The organism is Tenacibaculum caenipelagi, from assembly GCF_004363005.1.
GTDB lineage: Bacteria > Bacteroidota > Bacteroidia > Flavobacteriales > Flavobacteriaceae > Polaribacter > Polaribacter caenipelagi.
In genome coordinates this window covers 206,501-228,461 of record NZ_SNYH01000003.1, presented here as the reverse complement: position 1 = coordinate 228,461, position 21,961 = coordinate 206,501, and the positions used below count along the sequence as shown (strand labels likewise).

Annotated in this window: 21 protein-coding genes; 16 read left to right on the top strand and 5 right to left on the bottom strand. The window is 31.9% G+C overall.

Annotated elements, in window-relative coordinates:
- Positions 1-26 precede the first annotated feature (26 nt).
- The 3 genes from DFQ07_RS07585 to DFQ07_RS07575 all read left to right on the top strand — a co-directional run bounded on the left by DFQ07_RS07585 (position 27) and on the right by DFQ07_RS07575 (position 2,295).
- Positions 27-803, top strand: a complete 777-nt coding sequence (locus tag DFQ07_RS07585; RefSeq protein WP_133535691.1) for an MBL fold metallo-hydrolase — start codon at positions 27-29, stop codon at positions 801-803.
- Between the two features lie 94 nt (positions 804-897).
- On the top strand, positions 898-1,656 hold the full coding sequence (yaaA, locus tag DFQ07_RS07580; protein WP_133535690.1) for a peroxide stress protein YaaA: 759 nt from the start codon (positions 898-900) through the stop codon (positions 1,654-1,656).
- A complete protein-coding gene (locus DFQ07_RS07575; RefSeq protein WP_133535689.1) occupies positions 1,657-2,295 on the top strand; it encodes a SanA/YdcF family protein in 639 nt (212 codons plus the stop codon).
- Between the two features lie 3 nt (positions 2,296-2,298).
- On the opposite strand, the gene DFQ07_RS07570 is transcribed toward DFQ07_RS07575, so the two are convergent.
- Together DFQ07_RS07570 and DFQ07_RS07565 are read right to left on the bottom strand one after the other, a co-directional pair.
- The gene (locus tag DFQ07_RS07570) at positions 2,299-3,723 is read right to left on the bottom strand and encodes an L-serine ammonia-lyase (protein ID WP_133535688.1); all 1,425 of its coding nucleotides are present in this window, start codon (positions 3,721-3,723) and stop codon (positions 2,299-2,301) included.
- Positions 3,724-3,812: 89 nt separating this feature from the next.
- Complete coding sequence (locus DFQ07_RS07565) at positions 3,813-4,154, bottom strand: DUF2853 family protein (RefSeq protein ID WP_133535687.1); 342 nt, start codon at positions 4,152-4,154, stop codon at positions 3,813-3,815.
- A gap of 211 nt (positions 4,155-4,365) precedes the next feature.
- Here DFQ07_RS07565 and DFQ07_RS07560 point away from each other — a divergent pair, with 211 nt between their 5' ends.
- A complete protein-coding gene (locus DFQ07_RS07560; RefSeq protein ID WP_133535686.1) occupies positions 4,366-5,736 on the top strand; it encodes a tetratricopeptide repeat protein in 1,371 nt (456 codons plus the stop codon).
- Between the two features lie 20 nt (positions 5,737-5,756).
- Here the strand turns inward: DFQ07_RS07560 and DFQ07_RS07555 are convergent, their stop codons facing one another.
- On the bottom strand, positions 5,757-7,484 hold the full coding sequence (locus DFQ07_RS07555; protein WP_133535685.1) for a sodium:solute symporter family protein: 1,728 nt from the start codon (positions 7,482-7,484) through the stop codon (positions 5,757-5,759).
- A gap of 129 nt (positions 7,485-7,613) precedes the next feature.
- On the opposite strand from DFQ07_RS07555, the gene pfkA reads away from it, so the two are divergent.
- The 3 genes from pfkA to DFQ07_RS07540 all read left to right on the top strand — a co-directional run bounded on the left by pfkA (position 7,614) and on the right by DFQ07_RS07540 (position 10,050).
- Positions 7,614-8,597: a 6-phosphofructokinase gene (pfkA, locus tag DFQ07_RS07550; RefSeq protein ID WP_133535684.1), complete on the top strand. Its 984-nt coding sequence runs from the start codon at positions 7,614-7,616 to the stop codon at positions 8,595-8,597.
- Between the two features lie 29 nt (positions 8,598-8,626).
- Positions 8,627-9,619 carry a type I glyceraldehyde-3-phosphate dehydrogenase gene (gene gap / locus DFQ07_RS07545; RefSeq protein WP_133535683.1) on the top strand — a complete coding sequence of 331 codons (993 nt, stop codon included), beginning with the start codon at positions 8,627-8,629 and terminating at the stop codon, positions 9,617-9,619.
- Positions 9,620-9,687: 68 nt separating this feature from the next.
- Positions 9,688-10,050, top strand: coding sequence for a methylglyoxal synthase (locus DFQ07_RS07540; protein ID WP_133535682.1), 363 nt, complete (start codon positions 9,688-9,690; stop codon positions 10,048-10,050).
- Between the two features lie 59 nt (positions 10,051-10,109).
- Here the strand turns inward: DFQ07_RS07540 and DFQ07_RS07535 are convergent, their stop codons facing one another.
- On the bottom strand, positions 10,110-10,490 hold the full coding sequence (locus DFQ07_RS07535) for a Rid family detoxifying hydrolase (RefSeq protein WP_133535681.1): 381 nt from the start codon (positions 10,488-10,490) through the stop codon (positions 10,110-10,112).
- Between the two features lie 51 nt (positions 10,491-10,541).
- Positions 10,542-13,244, bottom strand: a complete 2,703-nt coding sequence (locus tag DFQ07_RS07530) for a putative LPS assembly protein LptD (protein ID WP_208107680.1) — start codon at positions 13,242-13,244, stop codon at positions 10,542-10,544.
- Positions 13,245-13,338: 94 nt separating this feature from the next.
- On the opposite strand from DFQ07_RS07530, the gene DFQ07_RS07525 reads away from it, so the two are divergent.
- The 9 genes from DFQ07_RS07525 (at position 13,339) to DFQ07_RS07485 (ending at position 21,961) form a co-directional block, all read left to right on the top strand.
- A complete protein-coding gene (locus DFQ07_RS07525) occupies positions 13,339-14,568 on the top strand; it encodes an N-acetylmuramoyl-L-alanine amidase family protein (RefSeq protein WP_133535680.1) in 1,230 nt (409 codons plus the stop codon).
- Between the two features lie 66 nt (positions 14,569-14,634).
- Positions 14,635-15,600: an MlaD family protein gene (locus DFQ07_RS07520; protein WP_133535679.1), complete on the top strand. Its 966-nt coding sequence runs from the start codon at positions 14,635-14,637 to the stop codon at positions 15,598-15,600.
- Positions 15,601-15,642: 42 nt separating this feature from the next.
- On the top strand, positions 15,643-16,962 hold the full coding sequence (locus DFQ07_RS07515) for a (Fe-S)-binding protein (protein ID WP_243743947.1): 1,320 nt from the start codon (positions 15,643-15,645) through the stop codon (positions 16,960-16,962).
- A 94-nt stretch (positions 16,963-17,056) separates the two neighbouring features.
- Positions 17,057-17,836: a (Fe-S)-binding protein gene (locus tag DFQ07_RS07510; protein WP_133535678.1), complete on the top strand. Its 780-nt coding sequence runs from the start codon at positions 17,057-17,059 to the stop codon at positions 17,834-17,836.
- A gap of 57 nt (positions 17,837-17,893) precedes the next feature.
- Positions 17,894-18,844: a 1,4-dihydroxy-2-naphthoate octaprenyltransferase gene (gene menA, locus DFQ07_RS07505; RefSeq protein WP_133535677.1), complete on the top strand. Its 951-nt coding sequence runs from the start codon at positions 17,894-17,896 to the stop codon at positions 18,842-18,844.
- Positions 18,845-18,866: 22 nt separating this feature from the next.
- Entirely contained in the window at positions 18,867-19,685 is an 819-nt protein-coding gene (locus tag DFQ07_RS07500) for a DUF4349 domain-containing protein (protein WP_133535676.1), read from the top strand.
- A 4-nt stretch (positions 19,686-19,689) separates the two neighbouring features.
- Positions 19,690-20,367, top strand: coding sequence for a metal-dependent hydrolase (locus tag DFQ07_RS07495; RefSeq protein ID WP_133535675.1), 678 nt, complete (start codon positions 19,690-19,692; stop codon positions 20,365-20,367).
- 26 nt (positions 20,368-20,393) lie between these two features.
- Positions 20,394-20,912: an SRPBCC family protein gene (locus DFQ07_RS07490; protein ID WP_133535674.1), complete on the top strand. Its 519-nt coding sequence runs from the start codon at positions 20,394-20,396 to the stop codon at positions 20,910-20,912.
- An 11-nt stretch (positions 20,913-20,923) separates the two neighbouring features.
- Positions 20,924-21,961, top strand: coding sequence for an o-succinylbenzoate synthase (locus DFQ07_RS07485; protein WP_133535673.1), 1,038 nt, complete (start codon positions 20,924-20,926; stop codon positions 21,959-21,961).

Sequence of the window (21,961 nt, the reverse complement as noted above, 5' to 3'; positions counted from 1 at the left end):
ATTTTTGTTGTATTTTTGTAGTGAAAATGAAGAAAAAAAAACAATTAAAAGTAACCTTTTTAGGAACTGGAACCTCGACAGGTGTTCCAATGATTGCAAGCAAACACCCAGTAGCTTTATCTAAAAACCCCAAAGACAAACGATTACGTTCTTCCATTTTAATTTCTTGGAATGATACTAATTATGTAATTGATTGTGGTCCTGATTTTCGACAGCAAATGATGCGTGAAGAAGTAGCATCAATTAACGGAATATTATTCACACACGAACATGCCGATCATATTGCGGGTTTAGATGAAATTCGTCCGTATTGTTTTCAAATGGGATCAGTGCCAATTTATTTGACAGAAAGAGTATTGAATGTTTTAAAAAAACGGTACGATTATATTTTTGCAACAGAAAATAGATACCCAAGTGCACCCAATGTAGCACCAACAATTATTTCTCATCAAAATAATTTTGATTTAAATGGAGTAGAGGTTACACCAATTGAAGTAATGCATGGCAATTTGCCAATCTTAGGATATCGATTTAACGACATTGCTTATGTAACTGACATTAAAACCATTTCAAACGAAGAAAAAGAAAAACTGAAAAACTTAGATGTTTTAATTGTAACGGGGTTGCGAAAAGAGCCGCATAGCACACATTTCAACTTAGAAGAAGCGTTGAGTTTTATTAAAGATATTCAGCCTAAAAAAGCTTACTTAACACACATAAGCGAATTGTTAGGGTTGCATGATGAGGTGGAAAAAGAGCTGCCTAAAAATGTTTTTTTAGCTTACGACGGATTAAAAATATAGTATTAAGTTTATCAATACCATAATCAAGATTAATTACTCAAAGTAATTGATGATTTTAAAATAGCTTCTTATTTTTACCATAAATATTTATTGAATGAAGATTATTATTTCACCTGCCAAATCGTTAGACTTTGATAATAAAGCAACGACAGATGCATATACACAACCAAGATTTTTAGAACAATCAGAAAAGTTGAATAAGAAGTTAAAAACGCTTTCTAGAAAAAAAATAGGGGAGTTGATGAAGATTTCTGATGATTTAGCAAGTTTAAATTACGATAGGAATCAAGAGTGGCAACCTTCTTTTACATTAGATAACGCAAAACAAGCGGTATTTGCTTTTACAGGAGAAGTGTACAGAGGAATTGACGTAACGTCTCTTTCTGAGGATAAAATTCCTGCTTTACAAGAAAAACTGAGAATTTTATCTGGTTTATACGGGTTATTAAAACCGTTAGATTTGATTCAGCCATATCGTTTAGAAATGGGAACTAGATTAAAGGTAGGAAGAAAAGAAAATTTATATAAGTTTTGGGATACAACGTTAGCCGAGTCGTTGAATGAAGAATTAGCTGATAATGAATTGTTAATCAACTTAGCAAGTTCAGAATATTTTAAAGCGCTTCCTAAAAAAGCCTTGAAAGTACCTATGATAACTCCGGTTTTTAAAGATTTTAAAAACGGACAGTACAAAACTATTATGACTTTTGCTAAAAAGGCACGTGGATTAATGGTGCGTTATATTATTGATCATAATATTGAGACTTTAGAAGAGTTAAAAGGTTTTAATATGGAAGGTTACGGTTTTTCTGAAGAAATGTCTACTGAAACAGAGTTAGTATTTACAAGATAAATGAAGAGAAAAAAAGTTGCTGTTCTTTTTCTTATAAGTTGTTTGCTAATTATTACTTCTATTTATGTTTCTAACAAAGTAATAATTAATAATGCAGAAGGAAAGTTGTTTTATAATATAGAAAATATCCCTAAGAATAAAGTAGGATTGTTATTAGGAACAGTTAAATATCTTTCTGACGGAAGGGTAAACTTATACTATCAATTTAGGTTAGATGCAGCAGTAGAATTGTATAAAGCCAAAAGGATTGATTTTATCGTAGTAAGTGGTGACAATGGCTCAAAAGGTTATGATGAACCTACCGATTTTAAAAAAGATTTAATTACGGCTGGAGTTCCTGAAGACAAAATCTTTTTAGATTATGCTGGTTTTAGAACATTGGATTCAGTTGTAAGAGTTAAAGAAATTTTCGGACAAACTTCTGTAACCATTATTTCTCAACAATTTCATAATGAAAGAGCATTGTATTTAGCTAATCACTATTACATTAAAGCCATAGGTTTTAACGCGAAAGGAGTTTCTGGTAAAAAAGCGATAAAAGTTCAACTAAGAGAATACCTTGCGAGAGTAAAAGTATTTGTTGATATTCTCTTTAATATAAAACCTAAATTTTTAGGAAAGCCAGTCGAAATAAAATAAAAACTAACAATCAGCTAAACGTACTGTAATAGCCAAACCACCTTCAGAAGTTTCTTTATAGTTTCGGTTCATGTCTTTAGCTGTTTCCCACATGGTGTCAATTACTTTATCTAACGGAACTTTAGATTCTTTTGGATTTGTTTCTAAGGCCAATTCGGCAGCATTAATTGCTTTGATGGCACCCATGGCGTTTCGTTCAATACAAGGAATTTGTACCAAACCACCAATAGGGTCACAAGTCAATCCTAGATGATGTTCCATAGCAATTTCAGCAGCGACCAAACATTGAGAAGGAGTACCTCCTAATAATTCAGTCAATGCAGCAGCAGCCATAGCAGATGAAACCCCTATTTCTGCTTGACAACCACCCATAGCAGCAGAAATAGTGGCGTTTTTCTTGAAAATACTACCAATTTCTCCAGCAACAAGTAAGAATTTTTTTACTTCCTCAAAACCTGCTTCATGGTTTTCAATAACAAGGTAGTACATTAAAACAGCAGGAATAACTCCTGCGCTTCCATTAGTTGGAGCGGTAACTACTCTACCTAATGCAGCATTTACTTCATTTACCGATAGGGCCAAACAACTTACCCATTTTAAAATTTCTCGGAATTTAACTTCTGTACTTCTAATTGCAGTAATCCATTCTTCTTGATTGGTATATTCAGCATCTTTTATCAGTTTTGTATGTGTTTCAAAAGCACGTCGTTTTACGTTTAATCCTCCAGGTAATATACCTTGTGTATGACAGCCAATATACATGCATTCTAACATAGTGTTCCATATACGATGCAATTCTTTATCAATATCTTCAGCAGAATTGATAACTAATTCATTTTGGTATACAATATCAGAAATGTTTAATCCTTTTTTTTCACAATAAGCTTCTAGTTCTGTAGCCCTGTTTATAGGAAAAGGAAAGTTTTGTTTGTTAATTTCAATATCTTCAGCAAGATTGTCATCCTCTTGAATAATAAAACCACCACCGATAGAGTAGTAGGTTTCTGTAGAAATCTCTACACCTTGAGCATAGCCTCTAAAAGTCATTCCGTTAGCATGAAAAGGAAGAAACTCTCTGTTAAATTTTACTGAGTCTTTAAAGAATGGAATATTTTTTTCATTGTTGAAAAATAGTTGTTCTTTATTTTGAATATCACTAATAATTACGTCGATACTTTCAATAGGAACATACTCTGGGTCAGCACCACTTAATCCTAATAAAACAGCTAAATCTGTCGCATGTCCTTTTCCTGTTAAAGAAAGAGAACCATACAGGTCAACTTTTATTTCTTCTATTAAAAGAAACTCATTGGTGTCTTTTAATTTTTGTATCCATTGTTGAGCAGCTCTCCATGGGCCTAAAGTGTGAGAACTAGAAGGTCCCACTCCAATTTTAAGCATATCAAAAACACTAATGAATTGCGACATATATATACGTTGTTTGTTGATGGCTAAAATAAAAAAATCCTGTATTCAAATGTAAATACAGGATTTAATTTTTATAAAGATATACGTTCTTACATTCCGTATACAGATTCTTTGTTAAATTTCTTAACTAACATGAAGTATACAACTGCACGGTACTTATTTCTTTCAGATTTTCCAATTCTTTCCATAACTTCTTCAATGGCTTTATCTAAAGCAGGGCTATCAGCTAATCCTAATTTTTTTATTAAAAAGTTTTTCTTTACTGTTTCTAATTCTTTAGCATCGCTGCCAGATACAGTTTCAGCATCATTTTTATAAATAGAAGGACCTAAACCTTTGGTTACAGCCGTTAATAATTCAGTATTTGAACGAATATCTCTATCGTCCATAAATTTTTTGTAAAGGGCTACTTTTTCGTCAAATTTACTCATGATATTTTGTTTGAAAATTAGATGTTAAATTCAATTGAATTTTTTAGTTCTTTCAAATATAGAAAAATTATCTATCGTTTCTTTTAAATGCTAAAAATAAATATGCTAGCATAGTTTATATTGTTAATTAAATTGTTGAAAACAATTATAGCAAAAGGTAAATAGGCACTGTTCTTGTTGTAACTTTATGTAAATTCAAATCTGTTAGCCTATGTCACTGTCAAAATTTGAATCGATGTTGAAAACCAATGAAGTATATTTTTTTGACGCCGTTGAGTTTGAAACAATCATAGAACATTATTTAAATATAGGTAAACACTCTTTAGCTAAAAAAGCTGTTCAGTTAGGTTTAGAGCAACATCCCTCATCAATTCAACTAAAATTAATGAAAGTAGAAATCTTAATTTTTGAAGATGAATTGCATGAAGCGATTAAAATGCTATCGAACATAGAAGCTGTTGAGCCTCATAACGATGAAGTGTTTATACAAAAAGCCATTATTTTATCTAAAAAGAAAAAACATACCGAAGCTATTTCAATCTTAAAAGAATCATTACAGTATATCGAAGATCCTTCTGATATATGGTCAATGATTGGAATGGAGTACTTGTATTTAGATGATTTTGAGAATGCACGATTAAACTTTGCTAAATGTATTGAGGTAGATTACGAAGATTATTCTTCTCTATACAATATTGTTTATTGCTTTGATATGGAAGAAAACCATGAAGAAGCAATTCAATTTTTAAATGCTTACTTAGATAAAAATCCATATTGCGAAGTTGCATGGCATCAGTTAGGGAAACAATATTTCGAGTTAGGAATGTTTAAAGAATCTCTTACTGCTTTTGATTATGCTGTGTTAATTGACGATAGTTTTATTGGTGGGTATTTAGAAAAGGCAAAAGTCTTAGAAGAACTAAAACGTTATGAAGAAGCTATAGAGAATTACTTAGTTACTTTAGAGTTAGACGATCCTACGGCGTATGCTTATGTGAGGATTGGAGAATGTTACGAAAAGTTAGACAATCTTCATACAGCAATTAATTTTTATAAGAAAGCAGTTCATGAAGATCCGCTTTTAGATAGAGGTTGGATTTTATTAACGAACGCCTGTTACAATCAAGAGAATTATCAAAAAGCTTTGTTTTATATTAACAAAGCAATTCAAATTGATGAAGGGAATGCATTGTATTGGAGACGCTACGGAGATATCAACTTAAAACTTAATTTTTATGAAGAGGCAGTAAGCGCTTTTTATACTTGTTTGAAATTAGGAGATAAGGAAATAGAAATCTATGTAGCATTGGCTGATATTTTATTGTTTTTAGGAGAGTTTAACGAAGCTTTAAAAATACTTATTCAAGCAAAAAAGATATACAAAGAATTTGCAGAGATTGAATATAGACTTTGCGGATTGTTTCTGATTTTAGGTAAAGAAGAATATAGCTTAACACATTTGAAAAATGCACTAGCTATTGATTTTGAATATCACACGATTATTAAAGAATTGTATCCTTCAGTATTTGAGAATAAAAGAGTACAAAATATTATTTCAAAATATAAAAAGGCAATACAGTAAGTAGAATTACTGTTGCTTTTTTATGAAATAAATTTCCAAATTCGTCTTAAAACTAAGATGCAAATAACTGTTGTAACGGTAAGTATTATTGCTAAGGTGGTTTTTCCGTAAATCCAGTTTCCTGTAGCAAATAAAAAGCTGTACACTCCAATAGTACCTGTTACAAATCCTACAATTTTAAAACCAACATTTTTAAATTTGTTCTCTCCTTCAAAAATTAGATTATTAAATTTTTCTAAAGTATTAGCATCGGTAGGTTGTGTTAAAAGAGTTACGGTAACCCATCCAATAGTAGTAACAAAAACACCTGTAATTAACTGCCAGTAACCAGCAATTTCAACAATAGGGGATTCAAGTTTACCATTAATAAAAAAGAATACAGCGATAATAAACGAAATAGCCATGGCAGCAATTTCACTATAAGGATTTATTTTACTCCAAAACCAACGTAAAATAAATAATAAACCAGTTCCTGCGCCAATTTGTAAAAGCAAATCAAAAACACCTTTAGCCGATTGCAGATAAAATGAAAATATTGCAGCAAAGAACATTAAAACTACAGTTGATATCCTACCAACAATAACCTTTTGTTTTTCAGAAGCATTTTTATTAATAAAACGACTATAAAAATCATTCACTACGTAAGAACTTCCCCAGTTTAATTGGGTAGAAATAGTACTCATAAAAGCAGCAATTAAAGAAGTCAACACAATTCCTAATAAACCAGCAGGTAAATAGGTCATCATAGCAGCATAGGCTACATCATGTCCTTGCATCTCAGTAGCTAAACTAGGAAATGTTTGATTGATACTATCTAGACTAGGAAAAATAATTAAAGAAGCTAAACCGACTACAATCCATGGCCAAGGACGTAAAGCGTAATGAGCAAAATTGAAAAATAAGGTGGCCCAAGTAGCGTTTTTTTCATCTTTAGCAGCCAGCATACGTTGAGCTATATAACCGCCTCCTCCAGGTTCAGCACCAGGGTACCAAGTGCTCCACCATTGTACAGCAAATGGGATAATAAATAGAGTGATTAAAGCTTCTTTATTAGAAAAGTCAGGAAGCATGGTTAATTTAGCACTTACATTTGGATGGCTTAATAAATTAGATAAACCATCGATTTCTGGCAAATTAACAATATAAATAGTAGCCCAAACAGAACCAATCATTGCTATTAAAAACTGAACAAAATCTGTAAGTAAAACACCTTTTAATCCTCCTAAAGAAGAGTAAATAACTACTATAATAGAGGAGTATAATAACATTTCACTTTGAGAAATTCCTAGTAAAATATTGGCAATTTTGGCTCCAGCTAAACATACACCTGCCATAGTAATTACATTAAAAATAACACCTAAATAAATAGCTCTAAAACCTCTTAAAAAACTAGCCATTTTTCCTGAATAACGCAATTCATAAAACTCTAAATCGGTTGTAATTCCCGATTTTCGCCAAAGTTTAGCATAAAAAAAGACGGTGAGCATCCCAGTAAGTAACATTGCCCACCAAACCCAGTTTCCTGACACTCCATTTTTACGAACTAATTCTGTTACTAAACCAGGTGTATCGGCAGCAAATGTTGTAGCAACCATAGAAACCCCTAATAACCACCAAGGCATGTTTCTTCCTGATAAAAAGAATTCAGCACTGTTTTTTCCTGCTGATTTTGAAGCCCAAAGACCAATAAGTAAAGAAAGAACGAAAAATCCAAAAATGATAACGTAATCAAGAGGAGTTAATAGCATAGTTTGTATAATTTATTGGCTAAAAGTAACTAAATAAAATGAAACGTTAAATTTGAATTAAATGCGAAAATGAATTTTTTGTTTTGTGCTTTAAAATGACTAAAATTGAGTAAATTTGATGTTCGTTTTATGAGAAAAATAAAAAAAATAGCTGTTATGACTTCTGGGGGTGATGCCCCAGGGATGAATGCTGCAATTAGATCGGTTGTAAGAACATGTGCTTATTATGGAATAGAGTGCATGGGAATTTATAGAGGATATCAAGGATTGATAGAAGGAGACTTAGTTCCTTTAACTGCACGAAGTGTGAATAATATCATTCAAAAAGGAGGAACAATTTTAAAATCGGCACGATCCAAAGAATTTAGAACCAAAGAAGGAAGACAAAAGGCACGTGAAAGTTTGCAAAAACACGATGTAGAGGCTTTGGTTGTAATTGGAGGAGATGGATCTTTTACGGGAGGAGTAATTTTCAATAAAGAGTATAACTACCCTGTTATAGGTATTCCAGGAACTATAGATAATGATATTTCAGGAACCAGTCATACTATAGGTTATGATACAGCATTGAATACTGCGGTTAATGCGATAGATAAAATTAGAGATACAGCTTCATCTCATAACCGTCTTTTCTTTGTAGAAGTAATGGGTAGAGATGCTGGTTTTATAGCTTTAAATGCTGGCGTTGGAGCAGGAGCGGAGGAGATTTTAATTCCAGAAGAAGATTTAGGGCTAGAAAGATTGTTAGAATCTTTAAGAAAAAGTAGAAGATCAGGGAAATCATCAAGTATAGTAGTTGTTTCCGAAGGAGATAAAACAGGAAAAAATGTATTTGAATTAGCTGATTATGTTGAAAAGAATTTACCTGAATATGAAGTAAGAGTTTCTGTGTTAGGACATATGCAGCGAGGAGGTTCACCAACCTGTTTTGATAGGGTTCTAGCTAGTAGATTAGGGGTAAGTGCCATAGAGTTACTACTTGATGGAAAAACAAACCTTATGGTTGGTTTAAAAGATAATAAAGTAATTGCAACAGATTTAGAAAAAGCTGTCAAGGGTCAACATAATATTGATACTGAATTATTAAGAGTATCAGATATAATGACGACTTAATTAGATATGAAAACAAAATTTTTAATTAAATGATAAAAATAGGAATTAACGGGTTCGGAAGAATTGGAAGATTAGCTTTCCGTTCAGCGATGAAAAGAGACAACGTTCAAGTTGTGGCCATTAACGATTTGTTAGAAGTAGATTATTTAGCCTATTTGTTAAAGTACGATTCTGTTCATGGACGTTTTGATGGAGAAGTAGAGGTGAGAAATGGGAATTTAATAGTAAATGGACAAACGATTAGAATTACAGCAGAAAGAAACCCAGAAAATTTAAAGTGGAATGAAGTTGAAGCTGAATATGTAATAGAATCTACAGGTTTTTTTACAGATAAAGATAAAGCAGCAATGCATATTACTGGAGGGGCAAAAAAAGTAATTATTTCAGCACCTTCTAAAGATGCAAATATGTATGTAATGGGAGTTAATCATAAAGATTTAACAACAGATGAAGTAATTATATCGAATGCTTCTTGTACTACAAATTGTTTAGCGCCATTAACTAAAGTAATTCACGATAATTTTGGGCTTAAGGAAGGGTTAATGACTACGGTACATGCAGCAACATCTACACAAAATGTAGTTGATGGGCCTAATAAAAAATGGCGTAGAGGTCGATCTGTATTAAATAACATAGTTCCAACATCAACTGGTGCAGCAGAGGCTGTTACTACGGTTATTCCTGAGTTAAAAGGAAAACTAACAGGTATGGCGGTAAGAGTTCCGGTAGCAGATGTTTCTTTGGTAGATTTAACATTTAGAACAGAAAAAGCTACTTCGTTAAAAGAAATTTTAAATGCTTTAAAAGAGGCTTCAGAAGGAGAGTTAAAAGGAATAATAGGGTATACTGAAGATGAGGTAGTATCACAAGATTTTGTTTCAGAAACCAGAACTTCTGTTATTGATGCAGATGCTTGTTTAGAGTTAAATGAAAACTTTTTTAAAGTAATTTCATGGTACGACAATGAGTTTGGATATGCGACTAAGATTGTAGATTTATTAGAGTATTCAGCATCTTTATAAAAGCATAAAATATTTTGTAATATTGTATTCCCGCTTTTTGGCGGGAGTACTTTTTTAAATACTACTTTATGGAAATAGCAATTATAGCACATGATGGAATGAAAGCAGAAATGGTTCAATTTTTGAACGAACACAAAGCAGTATTGCATCAAAAGCGTATAAAATTAATTTCAACTGGAACTACAGGAGAGAAAGCAGAGAAAGCAGGTTTTGAAGTAACAAAATTTTTATCAGGTCCTATTGGAGGTGATGCGCAAATTGCAGGTAGAGTAGCAGAAGGAAAATGTCAAATGGTGTTGTTTTTTAGAGATCCATTAGCAAAGCATCCACACGAACCAGATATTTCTATGTTGATGCGTTTGTGTGATGTACACGATGTGCCGTTAGCTACGAATCCTGCAACAGCAGAATTGTTAATCAAAGCGATATAAATAAAAAAGCTACTTTTAAAAGTAGCTTTTTTATTTATATTAACTATTAAGAATTAGGTTTACTTAACAGCAATCATACTTATTTCAACATTTACAAACTTGGGTAAGTTCGCAACCTCTACTGTTTCACGAGCAGGAGCTGTAGCTTCATCAAAATATTCAGCATAAACAGCATTTATTTTTGAAAAATTATGCATGTCTGAAATGAAAATAGAAGTTTTTACCACGTTTTCAAAAGTCATATCAGCAGCGGCTAACACTTCTTTCATGTTCTGCATTACTTGTTTGGTTTCCGCTTCAATAGAATCTAAAACTAATTCTCCAGTAGCTGGGTTAATAGCTATTTGCCCCGAAGTGTATAAAGTGTTTCCACTAAGTACAGCTTGGTTATATGGACCTATTGGAGCAGGAGCTTTATCTGTTGTGATTATTTTTTTCATTTTTGTTTAAGTTTTAAAGTCTAAGGTGTAATAAAACGATTTTCTTAATTCCTAAAAAAGTACTCTATCTGGTGGTTTGTTCTTATCCCATTTTAAATCGCTTAATACTGAAGATTTAACTCCGATAAAGAAGCTGTACGAAGAGTTCACTCCGAATGGAGTCCAATTAAAGTTAAATCTCCAGCTATCTAAGTCTCTTGAAAAACTTAAGCGAGTATAGGTGAAAGCGTTGTCTTTTATGTCATAACCTGATGAAAAACCAACCTTCCATTTAGGAGATAATTCAACATCACCACTAAACATCAATGTATTATTCCCTATTTGACTTGTTAAACCATTGTTGGTATAACTCATGCTATAGGCTAAGTTAAGTGTCCAAGGTATTTTTGCTTTATATAACTCAGTTTCTTTTGTTTCGTTTTTCTTGTTTTGTTTATTATTAGGAGTATTAGAAAATTCATTTGTAGCTCCTATATTTTCACCGAATACATCTGGTGTGTCTTGAGCACCATTACCATTTTTATTTTCTTTCTCTTTTTTGTTATCACTATCTTTTTCAAAATCTTTACTAGAAATAGAATAATTAGCAGTCACACCAAGATTGGTAAGTCTAAAAATATTGGAGTTAAATTCATCTATTCTTTGTCCTTTATTATTCACTTGGTAAGGGTCTAAAGTAGCATTCATGTTTAAAGCTAACTTGTCTTTAAAAAGTCTCGTTCCAGCATTTGCTCTAACAGGGCTCCAACGTAAACTATCAGCAGCAATATTATAACTAGTGCTAAAGTTTAAGTTGTTTAGAATGGTTATTTTTTTATCTTCTTCATCACTATCTGAGTCTTTTGGGGCTACTTTGGCTTCTAAAACATTGTTAACAGTGATTCCTATTGAGTTTGAAACTCCGCTTCCTGGTGTTCCATAAATTCCACCTTCAAAAGGAGAGTAGGTTAACAAGTCATTTGGGTCAGAACTTTGTTGTACTTGTAGGTTGTAATCATCAGCAAAATTAGGACGGTACCCATAAGAAATAGAAGGTCTTATAGTATGACGAATAGCTTTTAACCTACCTTTTTTAAAGTTAAAAGTTCCATAAATATTTGTAGATAATGAAACGCCAAAACTATATTCATTAAAGCGAGTAAAGCCACTAATAGTATCATTAACAACATCACCTAAATTACCATCTTTATTAGTTATTGTTGGGTCATATCGCTTGTTTATTTTATCCAAATACCAAACATCTTTGTAGTTAACACTTGGCGACAAAGTAAAATACTTAAAAGCTTTCATACTAGTATTAGTACTCAAGTTGTGTTGCACACCTTTTTTTGCTGTTTTAAACATTTCTGAAGTGAAGAACTCATCATCAGTCGTGTTGATTTGGTACTGCCCTTGCATACTATAGTTCAATCCCATTTTTTGGATAGGATTCTTTTTAACACCTTTACTTGCAAAAGGGTAAATACGATCCATATTTAACTGTAAAGACGGAAGTGTCATAGTAATTGATTCAGTATTGGTGTTTTGAGAATGCGTTGCAGTTACATTCATATTGAATGGAGTACCTACAAATTTTTTATAATATGAAATGGAAGAGCTCAGAGTATTGTTTAAAAATTGTGAGCTATTATATTCATTTAACGATTGACGATAGTATTTACTACTTCCCAAGTTAACAGAAGCTGAAAAGCGAGAGTTAGGACTCGATTTAGCATCTTGACTATGGCTCCAACGAATATTAAAATTAGTGGATTTACTATAATCACTCAAACCACGAATTCCTTGGATAATATTTTCAAAGCGAACGCTAAAGTTTCCACTAAACTTATAACGAACATAGTAGTTAGAAGCAGAGTTTAATCCCCAACTTCCATTGGTGTATAAATCACCTAAAACTGTTAAATCAAAATAATCACTTAAGGCAAAATAATAACCACCATTTTGTAGGAAAAAACCTTGGTTGTTACTTTCTCCCCATGAAGGAATAATAAAACCAGAGGTTCTTTTATCTGTTAAAGGAAAGTAAGCAAAAGGCAAGTACACAGGTGTTGGTACATCGGCTAACACTAAGTTACTTCCTCCCACAATAATTTTCTTACCAGGCACTAACTTAGCTTTGTTTGTTTGGATATAGTAATCGGGAATTTTTTTCTGAGAAGTAGTAAAACGTAATCTGCGCATATAAATGGTAGAATCGTTTACTCGTTTTGTTTTCTCTCCGTAGGTTATAATACCACTTTGAACAGTTTTTACACCATAAACTAAAGCTTTCTTTGTTTTAAAATTAAACAAAATGGAATCTTGTTCAGATTCTTGACCTCCTTGTTTAAATTCAGGTCTTTGGTGGTAGCCTGTACTATCTTTAATTCCCTTAGCATATACCATGTTATTTTTATAATCTAGAATAATAATTCCAGCTTTTAAATCAATATCGGTATAGGTTACATGAGCTTTATTATATAAGGTGATCGTTTTGTTTTTAGCATCTTGTATAGTGTAGTCTTCCGCATTATGAGTAATAATTCCGTCAATTACTTCTTTGGGTTTGATAGAATCGTTTACAATAGTATCTCTTTTTTTATCTAAAAGAGTATTGTTTTTTAACCCTATAATGGAGTCTTTTGAGCTATTAAAAATAGAGTCTTTACTAGGCTTTTGAGGGGTGATACCTGTTTTACCAAAATCTTGTGCAGAACTTAATTGATAACAAAAAAGATAGAAAGCTAAAAGTATGTAAGTTGGATTTGCTCGCAATATTATTAATACTATTTTTGTGTTATATTTAAAAACTTTGGCTTGCTATTTGAGAGCCTATATTTTAAAATCCAAAAATAGTTAAATTTTATTGATGCAATTCTTAAATTTCCGTAAATATAATATCTCAAAATTTTCTCTAATTATATTAACCTCCTGTGCTATTTTATTAGGCTGTATATCATCAGCTTTAGCGCAAAAAAAATATACTGTTGTACTAGATGCTGGTCATGGAGGAAAAGACTCTGGTAATATAGGAAATGGGTATAGAGAGAAAAATATAGCATTACGCGTAGCATTAGATGTAGGAAAAGAACTATCAACATCAAAAGATATAGAAGTAATGTATACTCGTAAAAAAGATGTTTTTGTTGAGTTGCATAACCGTGCTAAAATTGCGAATACCAAAAAAGCAGATTTATTTGTTTCTATTCACTGTGATGCTTTCACAAGACCAGATCCACATGGAGCCAGTACTTTTGTTTTAGGGTTAAGAGGAAATGATAAAAACTTTGAAATAGCCAAAAGAGAAAACTCGGTAATTTTATTAGAGGATAATTACAAACAAAACTACGATTACGACCCAAATTCTCCAGAATCATTAATTGGTTTGTCTGTTCTACAAGAGGAAAATTTAGATTATAGCTTAGCTATTGCTGGTTTAATACAGAATAACTTTGTGGCTTTAAAGAGAAATAATAGAAAGGTAAAGCAAGATAACTTTTTAGTATTGCGTGAAACGGTAATGCCAAGTGTTTTGGTCGAATTAGGTTTTTTAACGAACAAAGCAGAAGGGAAATTTTTAAACACGAGATCAGGGCAGTTAAAAATGGCTAAAGCTATAGCCAATGCGATAAAAAAATATATAACAAGTTTAAAACTAAATACTATTCAAAGTCAAGGAACAATTGTAGCTGAAAACTCGAAAGCAGCAAAGAAAACTTCTACACCAGTTGATACAAAACAAGAAATAGCGAAACAGGTTGTTAAAAAAGAGGTAGTAGAGTCAAAGCCTCAAAAAGAAGAAACTTTAAAGAAGGAGGTAGAGCCAACTCCAAAGAAAACTTCATCTGAAGTAGAGTTTAAAGTGCAAATAGCAGCTTCAAGAAAAAAACTACCTACCAATAGTTTTAAAGGATTACAAAATGTAGAGTCTTTATTTTTAGATGATTACTATAAGTATTATTATGGGAATTCTTCAAATTTTTCTGAAATTAAAAAAGTTTTAGCAACAGCAAAAAGTAAAGGGTATAAAGACGCTTGGGTGGTTGCTTTTAAAAATGGGGAAAGAATTTCAATTAAAGAAGCTTTGAAAAACCATTAATTTAGAGGTATTCTATATATATACTCGCAAAATTATTATTATTTTCGCTCGTATAAATATACTATGATGTCTAAAGAACTTAAAACAGGAATTGTTGCTGTAGTTGTTATTGCGCTATTTATTTGGGGGTATAATTTCTTAAAAGGACAAGATTTATTTAGTGCTAATCAAAGACATTTTTTTGTTGAATATGGCAATATAAATGGTCTTAATGAGGCTAGTTTAGTTACAATAAATGGTCTTAAGGTAGGAAGAGTCGATGAAATCTACTTTAATCAAGATGCTGCTAAGAAAGGAAAATTGGTAGTGAAAATTTCGTTAGAGACAGATTTTAAATTTTCTAAAAACAGTATTGCAAAGATTTATTCTGCAAGTTTAATGGGAGGCCAAAATTTAGCGATTGTACCTAAATATGATGGTGAGATAGCTAAGTCGGGTGACTATTTAAAAGGAGAAGTAGAGTCTGATATTTTTTCTTCTGTAGGTGAAAAATTAAACCCAATTCAAGCAAAACTTGAAAATGTTTTGGTTGGAGCCGATTCTTTATTAATTGGTTTGAATCAGGTTTTAGACGAAAACTCTCGTAAAAGTTTAAACAGAAGTATATTAGGGTTAGAAGGAACTATCTCAGATGTTCGTAAAACATTATCTTCGGTAAATTCTTTATTGGCTGATAATAAAACAAATTTAGATTCTACTTTACAAAATGCTAAAAATATCACAGATAACTTTTCAAAAGTGTCAGATGATTTAGCCAAAGCAAATTTAGGAGAATCAGCTAAGAAATTAGAAACTACATTAACAAACCTAAATAGTTTGTTAGCTGATATGAAATCAGGAAAAGGAACATTAGGAAAGCTAATGACAGATGAAAAAATGTATACGAACCTAACAAATGCTTCAAAAGAATTGGAAGAGTTGTTGAGAGAGTTTAAATTAAATCCTAAACGATTTGTACATTTTTCATTATTCGGTAAAAAAGCAAAAGCATATAACGAAGAAAATAACACCAAAAATGTAAGTAATAAGTAACTTATATTTATAAATCTAACAAAACTTAATAATTAAAGAACGATGGAGAAATACGTACCAAACATCTTTTTTGCACTTATTTTAATTGCAGGTATCGGGTATTTTGTAATGAATGTTCGTAAATTGATACGAAACATTAAATTAGGAAAAGATATTGATAGAAATGACAGAAAACCTGAGCGTTGGAAAAACATGGCTAAAATAGCTTTAGGACAATACAAAATGGTGCGTCGTCCAATTTCAGGAATTTTACATATTATAGTGTATGTAGGTTTCATTTTAATTAATATAGAATTATTAGAAATTGTTATTGATGGGTTGTTCGGTACACATCGTGTTTTTCAACCAATTATAGGAGATGCTTTATACGGCTTTTTAATTGGTAGTTTTGAAATATTAGCGTTTTTAGTGTTAGTAGCGGTAACTGTTTTTTGGTTCCGTAGAAACATTGAAAAGGTAAAACGTTTTTGGAACAAAGAAATGAAAGGTTGGCCAAGGAACGATGGTAACATCATTTTGTATTTTGAAATGGTATTGATGTCTTTATTTTTAGTAATGAACGCTACAGATATACATTTTCAAGAGGCAGGAGTAGGGAATGTTATTTCTCAAATTATAGCACCTTGGTTTGAAGGATTTTCTCCAGAAGCTTTACACGTAATAGAAAAAACAGCTTGGTGGCTACATATAGTAGGTATTTTAGTTTTCTTAAACTACCTATACTATTCAAAACACTTACACATTTTGTTAGCGTTTCCAAATACGTTTTTTGCAAATCTAAACCCAAAAGGGCAGTTCAATAATTTAGCAGCAGTAACCAAAGAAGTAAAAATGATGATGGATCCAGATGCTGATCCGTATGCTATGCCAGAAGAAGGAGCAGAGGAAGGAGAACCAGAGAAATTTGGAGCCTCAGATGTTACCGATTTAAACTGGGTACAATTAATGAATGCGTACACTTGTACAGAATGTGGACGTTGTACATCGGCATGTCCTGCCAACCTTACAGGAAAAGAATTGTCTCCACGTGCTATTATGATGAAAACACGTGATCGTATAGAAGAAGTAGGGAAAAATATAGATGCCAATGGAGGAGAGTTTGTAGATGATGGTAAGCAGTTATTAAATGATTACATTACTCCAGAAGAATTATGGGCATGCACAAGTTGTAACGCGTGTGTACAAGAGTGTCCTGTAAGTATTGATCCGTTATCTATTATTATGGATATGCGTCGTTATTTAGTAATGGAAGAATCTGCTGCTCCACAAGAGTTGAATATGATGATGACCAATATTGAAAACAACGGAGCACCATGGCAGTATAGTCAAATGGATAGATTAAACTGGAAAGACGAAGAATAGTTGTTAATTATTCGATTTTCAAAAATTAAAAACATAACCTCAGAAGTTAGAGGTTTTATACAAAAACAGTTCAACAATTAAACGATAAAGAATTATGAACGTACCAACAATGGCAGAAATGATGGCTCAAGGAAAACAACCAGAAGTGTTGTTTTGGGTAGGAGCTGCAGGAAGTTATGATGATAGAGCAAAAAAAATAACAAGAGCATTTGTAAAAATATTACAACAAGCTAAGGTAGATTTTGCCGTATTAGGTACTGAAGAAAGTTCAACGGGTGATGCTGCAAAACGTGCCGGAAACGAGTTTTTATTTCAGATGCAAGCAATGACTAATATAGAGGTTTTAAACGCTTACGAAGTAAAAACGATTGTTACTTGTGACCCGCACTCATTCAATACCTTAAAAAATGAATATCCTGAGTTAGGAGGGAATTATAAAGTATACCACCATACACAGTATATTAGTAAATTAATAAAAGAAGGGCGTTTAACTGTAGAAGATGAGAACTTAAAAGGTAAACGTTTAACTTATCACGATCCATGTTATTTAGGACGTGCTAATGAAGTTTATGAGAGTCCACGTGATTTAATTCGTCGTTTGGGAGTAAAAATGACAGAGATGAAGCGTCATAAATCAACAGCGTTGTGTTGTGGAGCAGGTGGAGCGCAAATGTTTAAAGAGCCAGAAAAAGGAGATAAGGATATCAATGTGTTAAGAACTGAAGATGCATTAGAAACCAACCCTCAAATTATTGCTACTGGTTGTCCGTATTGTAATACGATGATGACTGATGGTGTAAAATTCAAAGAAAAAGAAGCACAAATTGAAGTAAAAGATATTGCAGAATTAATTGCAGAAGCAAATAATTTATAATAACAAAAAGTATCAATATTGTCATTCCCGCGAAAGCGGGAATCTTATTTTTTAAGAATGATTAAAAACTACATAAAAGCAGCGCGCTTACGTACCTTACCATTGTCTGTTTCAGGTATTATTGTCGGGGCATTTTTAGGATTAAACGAGTCTTTTTTTAAGGTTTCTTCTGAACTTTTTAACACAACTATTAGTGTTGGAAAAGGTAATGTTTTAGAGTCTTCAATATTTTGGCTAGCAATCTTAACCACTATCGGTTTTCAAGTATTGTCTAATTTTGCAAATGATTATGGAGATGGAGTAAAAGGTACAGATAATCAAAGAGAAGGAGAAGCACGTATGGTAGCTTCGGGAGCTATTACCCCGATACAAATGAAAAAAGCAATGATAGTAACGGGAGCAATTACATTTATGATTGCTTTATTACTTATATATATATCTTTTGGAAAAGACAACTTTTTATATTCTGTTATTTTCTTTGGATTAGGAATAGCCTCTATTGTAGCAGCTATAAAATATACGGTAGGTAAATCAGCCTATGGTTATAGTGGATTTGGAGATGTTTTTGTTTTCTTGTTTTTTGGTTTGCTTTCAGTAGTAGGAACTTATTTTTTATATACAAAACAGTTAAATTTCGTCATTTTTTTCCCAGCAATCACAGTTGGACTGCTTAGTACAGCGGTACTAAACTTAAATAATATGCGTGATAGAGAGAATGATGCGAAGTCAGGTAAAAATACGTTGGTTGTAAAAATGGGTGCAGAATCAGCAAAATTGTACCATTATTTTTTAATTAGCGCATCTTTTGTATTTGCACTATTGTATGTAGTAATTAAATACCAATCACCAAGCCAGTTTTTATTCGTAATCGCTTATCTTCCTTTGGTAAAGCACTTACTTTTCGTATATAAAAATAAGGAAGAAGTATTGTTGGATGGAGAGTTGAAAAAAGTAGCCTTAAGCACCTTTCTTTTTTCAATTTTATTCGGATTAGGTCAAATTTTGTAACTTCCCGATAAAATTTAACACTATGAGAATTATTTCATTTTTTTTCGGGACAGTTCTATTACTAATTAGTTGTAATAACAAAGGAGAAAACACCAACTCTTATGCAAGTCTCAAAAATTCAAAAAATTTTGACGTTGTTGAAGAAGTTATAGAATCATCAGAAAATATAACAGACAACAAAGAAGTAACAATTGAAAGAAAGCTTATTAAAACAGGCGATATTTCTTTTGAAACAGATGATTTATTAGAAACAAGAAATCATATAGAGCAAGCAGTAAAGAAATATAACGGATATATTTCTGCTGATAACGAGTACAAGTCTTCCCAAAATATAACGTCTAATTTAACTGTTCGAATTCCTTCTGAAAACTTTGATCCTTTTTTAAATGAAATTTCATCAAAAGTAGAAAGATTTGATAATAAGAATATTTCTGTAAATGATGTAACAGAGCAATTTCTGGATGTACAAGCACGTTTAAAAGTAAAAAAAGAACTAGAGCAACGGTATAGTGAAATACTAAAAAAAGCAAGTTCAGTAAAAGAAATTTTAGAAGTTGAACGAGAGTTAACGAATGTAAGGTCTGAAATTGAATCTATGGAAGGACGTTTGAAGTACTTACAAAATCAAGTATCTTTTTCAACCTTAACAATTCGATTTTATAAAGAAGAAGTAAGTAAAGCTTATTCAAAAACATTTGGAAGACGTATAGCAGATGCTTTTACTAATGGAATAAATAATGTTAAATGGTTTTTTATAGGTTTGGTAAATATTTGGCCATTTATACTTTTAATAGTTTTATTAATTGTTTTCATAAGAAAACGAATTAAGCGAAAAGAATAAATACATGAAAATTACTTTTTATGGTCACGCATGTTTTGGTGTTGAAATTAGTGGAACGTACGTGTTAGTAGACCCTTTTATCTCAGAAAATCCTCAAGCATCTCACATTAATATAGATGTAATCCAAGCAGATTATATTTTACTTACGCATGCGCATCGAGATCATGTATTAGATGTGGAACGTATTGCGGAAAGAACTAATGCAACAATTATTTCAAATTACGAAATTGTATCATATTATATGACTAAAGGGTTGAAAGGGCACGCTATGAATCATGGAGGTACTTATACCAATGATACCTTTTCTGCTAAATATGTAAATGCTATTCATACCTCTTCTTTTGCAGATGGTACATACGGAGGACAACCAGGAGGATTTGTAATCAAAGCGGGTGAAAAAGCACTATATGTTTCAGGTGATACTGCAGTAACAATGGATATGCAATTAATTCCGATGACTACGAATTTAACAGCATCCATTTTTCCTTTAGGAGACAATTTTACCATGGGAGTAGATGATGCTATTATAGCTAGTGATTTAGTAATTTGCGATAAGATAATAGGCTGTCATTTCAATACATTTCCACCAATAGAAATTGATATTGAAGAAGCTAAAGAAAAATTTGCTCAAGCTAAAAAAGAACTACTAATATTAGAGATTGGGCAAACGATAACAATTTAATTTTACACCTTATAGGTTGATATAGCATGAAAACCATTAAAATAATTTTAGGAATTATAACTGCTCTAATCCTTACGTTTTTTTTAACAGGATTAGTAATACAAGAAGTAATATATACTAACGAAGTACAAATTAATAAACCTGTAAATGAGGTTTTTGCTGATTTTCAAAATGTTGAATTGATGAAGCAATGGATGCCAGAAATGAAGTCTATTGAGACACTTGAAGAGAAACCTGAAAAAGTAGGAAGTACTTATAAAGTTGTTGTTGAAAACCAAGGAAGATTAGTTACTATGACAGAAAAAGTGCTAGCATATAATCCTAATAAAAGAATTACATTTCATTTTGATGCTGAAAGTATACTAAAAACAGATGACTATGTGTTTTCTTCAGAAGGTAATAGTACCAAAATAATACAAACGACTACAAGTACTAGTGAATCGTATATAATGAGTTGTTTGTTGCCATATTTTAAAAGAAAACCAAGAAGGATAAGTCAACAATATTTAGAACAGTTTAAAAAAGCTTCTGAAGCTCATAACTAAAAAAACAAAGATTGATAAAAGCAACCTACCATAAATACTTTTTAAATTTTAAACAAGCTAGTGGTACTTCACGAGGAATTTTAAGAACTAAAGAAACATGGTTTTTAATTTTGGAAAAAGAAGGAAAACAAGGCTTTGGAGAATGTGGTTTATTCAGAGGGTTAAGTGCTGATGACAGACCGGGTTACGAAGAAAAACTTCAGTGGGTTTGTCAAAATATAACTCTTGGTTTAGAAAAACTATTGCCAGAGCTTATTGAGTTTCCATCAATTCAGTTCGGGTTAGAACAAGCCTTTTTATCATTAGAAAATGAAAATCCTTTTGAATTATTTCCTTCAGAATTTACCAAAGGAAAACAGCAAATTTCAATCAATGGATTGATTTGGATGGGAGATAAAGCCTTTATGCAACAGCAGATAAAAGATAAGCTGCAACAAGGTTTTACCACGATAAAAATGAAGATTGGGGCGATTGATTTTGATACAGAAATAGAATTATTAAAATCAATACGAAAAGAATTTTCAGCTAAAGAAATAGAGCTTCGAGTTGATGCTAACGGAGCATTTTTACCAAAGAATGCTTTAGAAAAATTACAACGATTATCTGAGTTAGACTTACATTCTATAGAGCAACCTATAAAGCAAGGACAGTGGCAAGAAATGGCAAGTTTGTGTGAAAAAACTCCATTAGCTATTGCTCTAGACGAAGAATTAATTGGCATATTCTCTTCCGAAGAAAAAGAAAAATGTATCGCTACAATTCAACCACAATACATTATTTTAAAACCAAGTTTGGTAGGAGGTTTTCAAGGAAGTAACGAATGGATTCAAATTGCGTCTAATAACCAAGCTGGAAACTGGATAACTTCAGCTTTAGAGAGTAATATTGGATTGAATGCAATTGCACAATGGACGTACACACTAAACAATCCACTACCTCAAGGGTTAGGAACGGGAAGTTTATTTACAAATAATTTTAAGAGTCCGTTAGAAGTTTCGAATGGAAGTTTAGGTTACAACAAGAATAAAACCTGGTATTTTAATATTTAA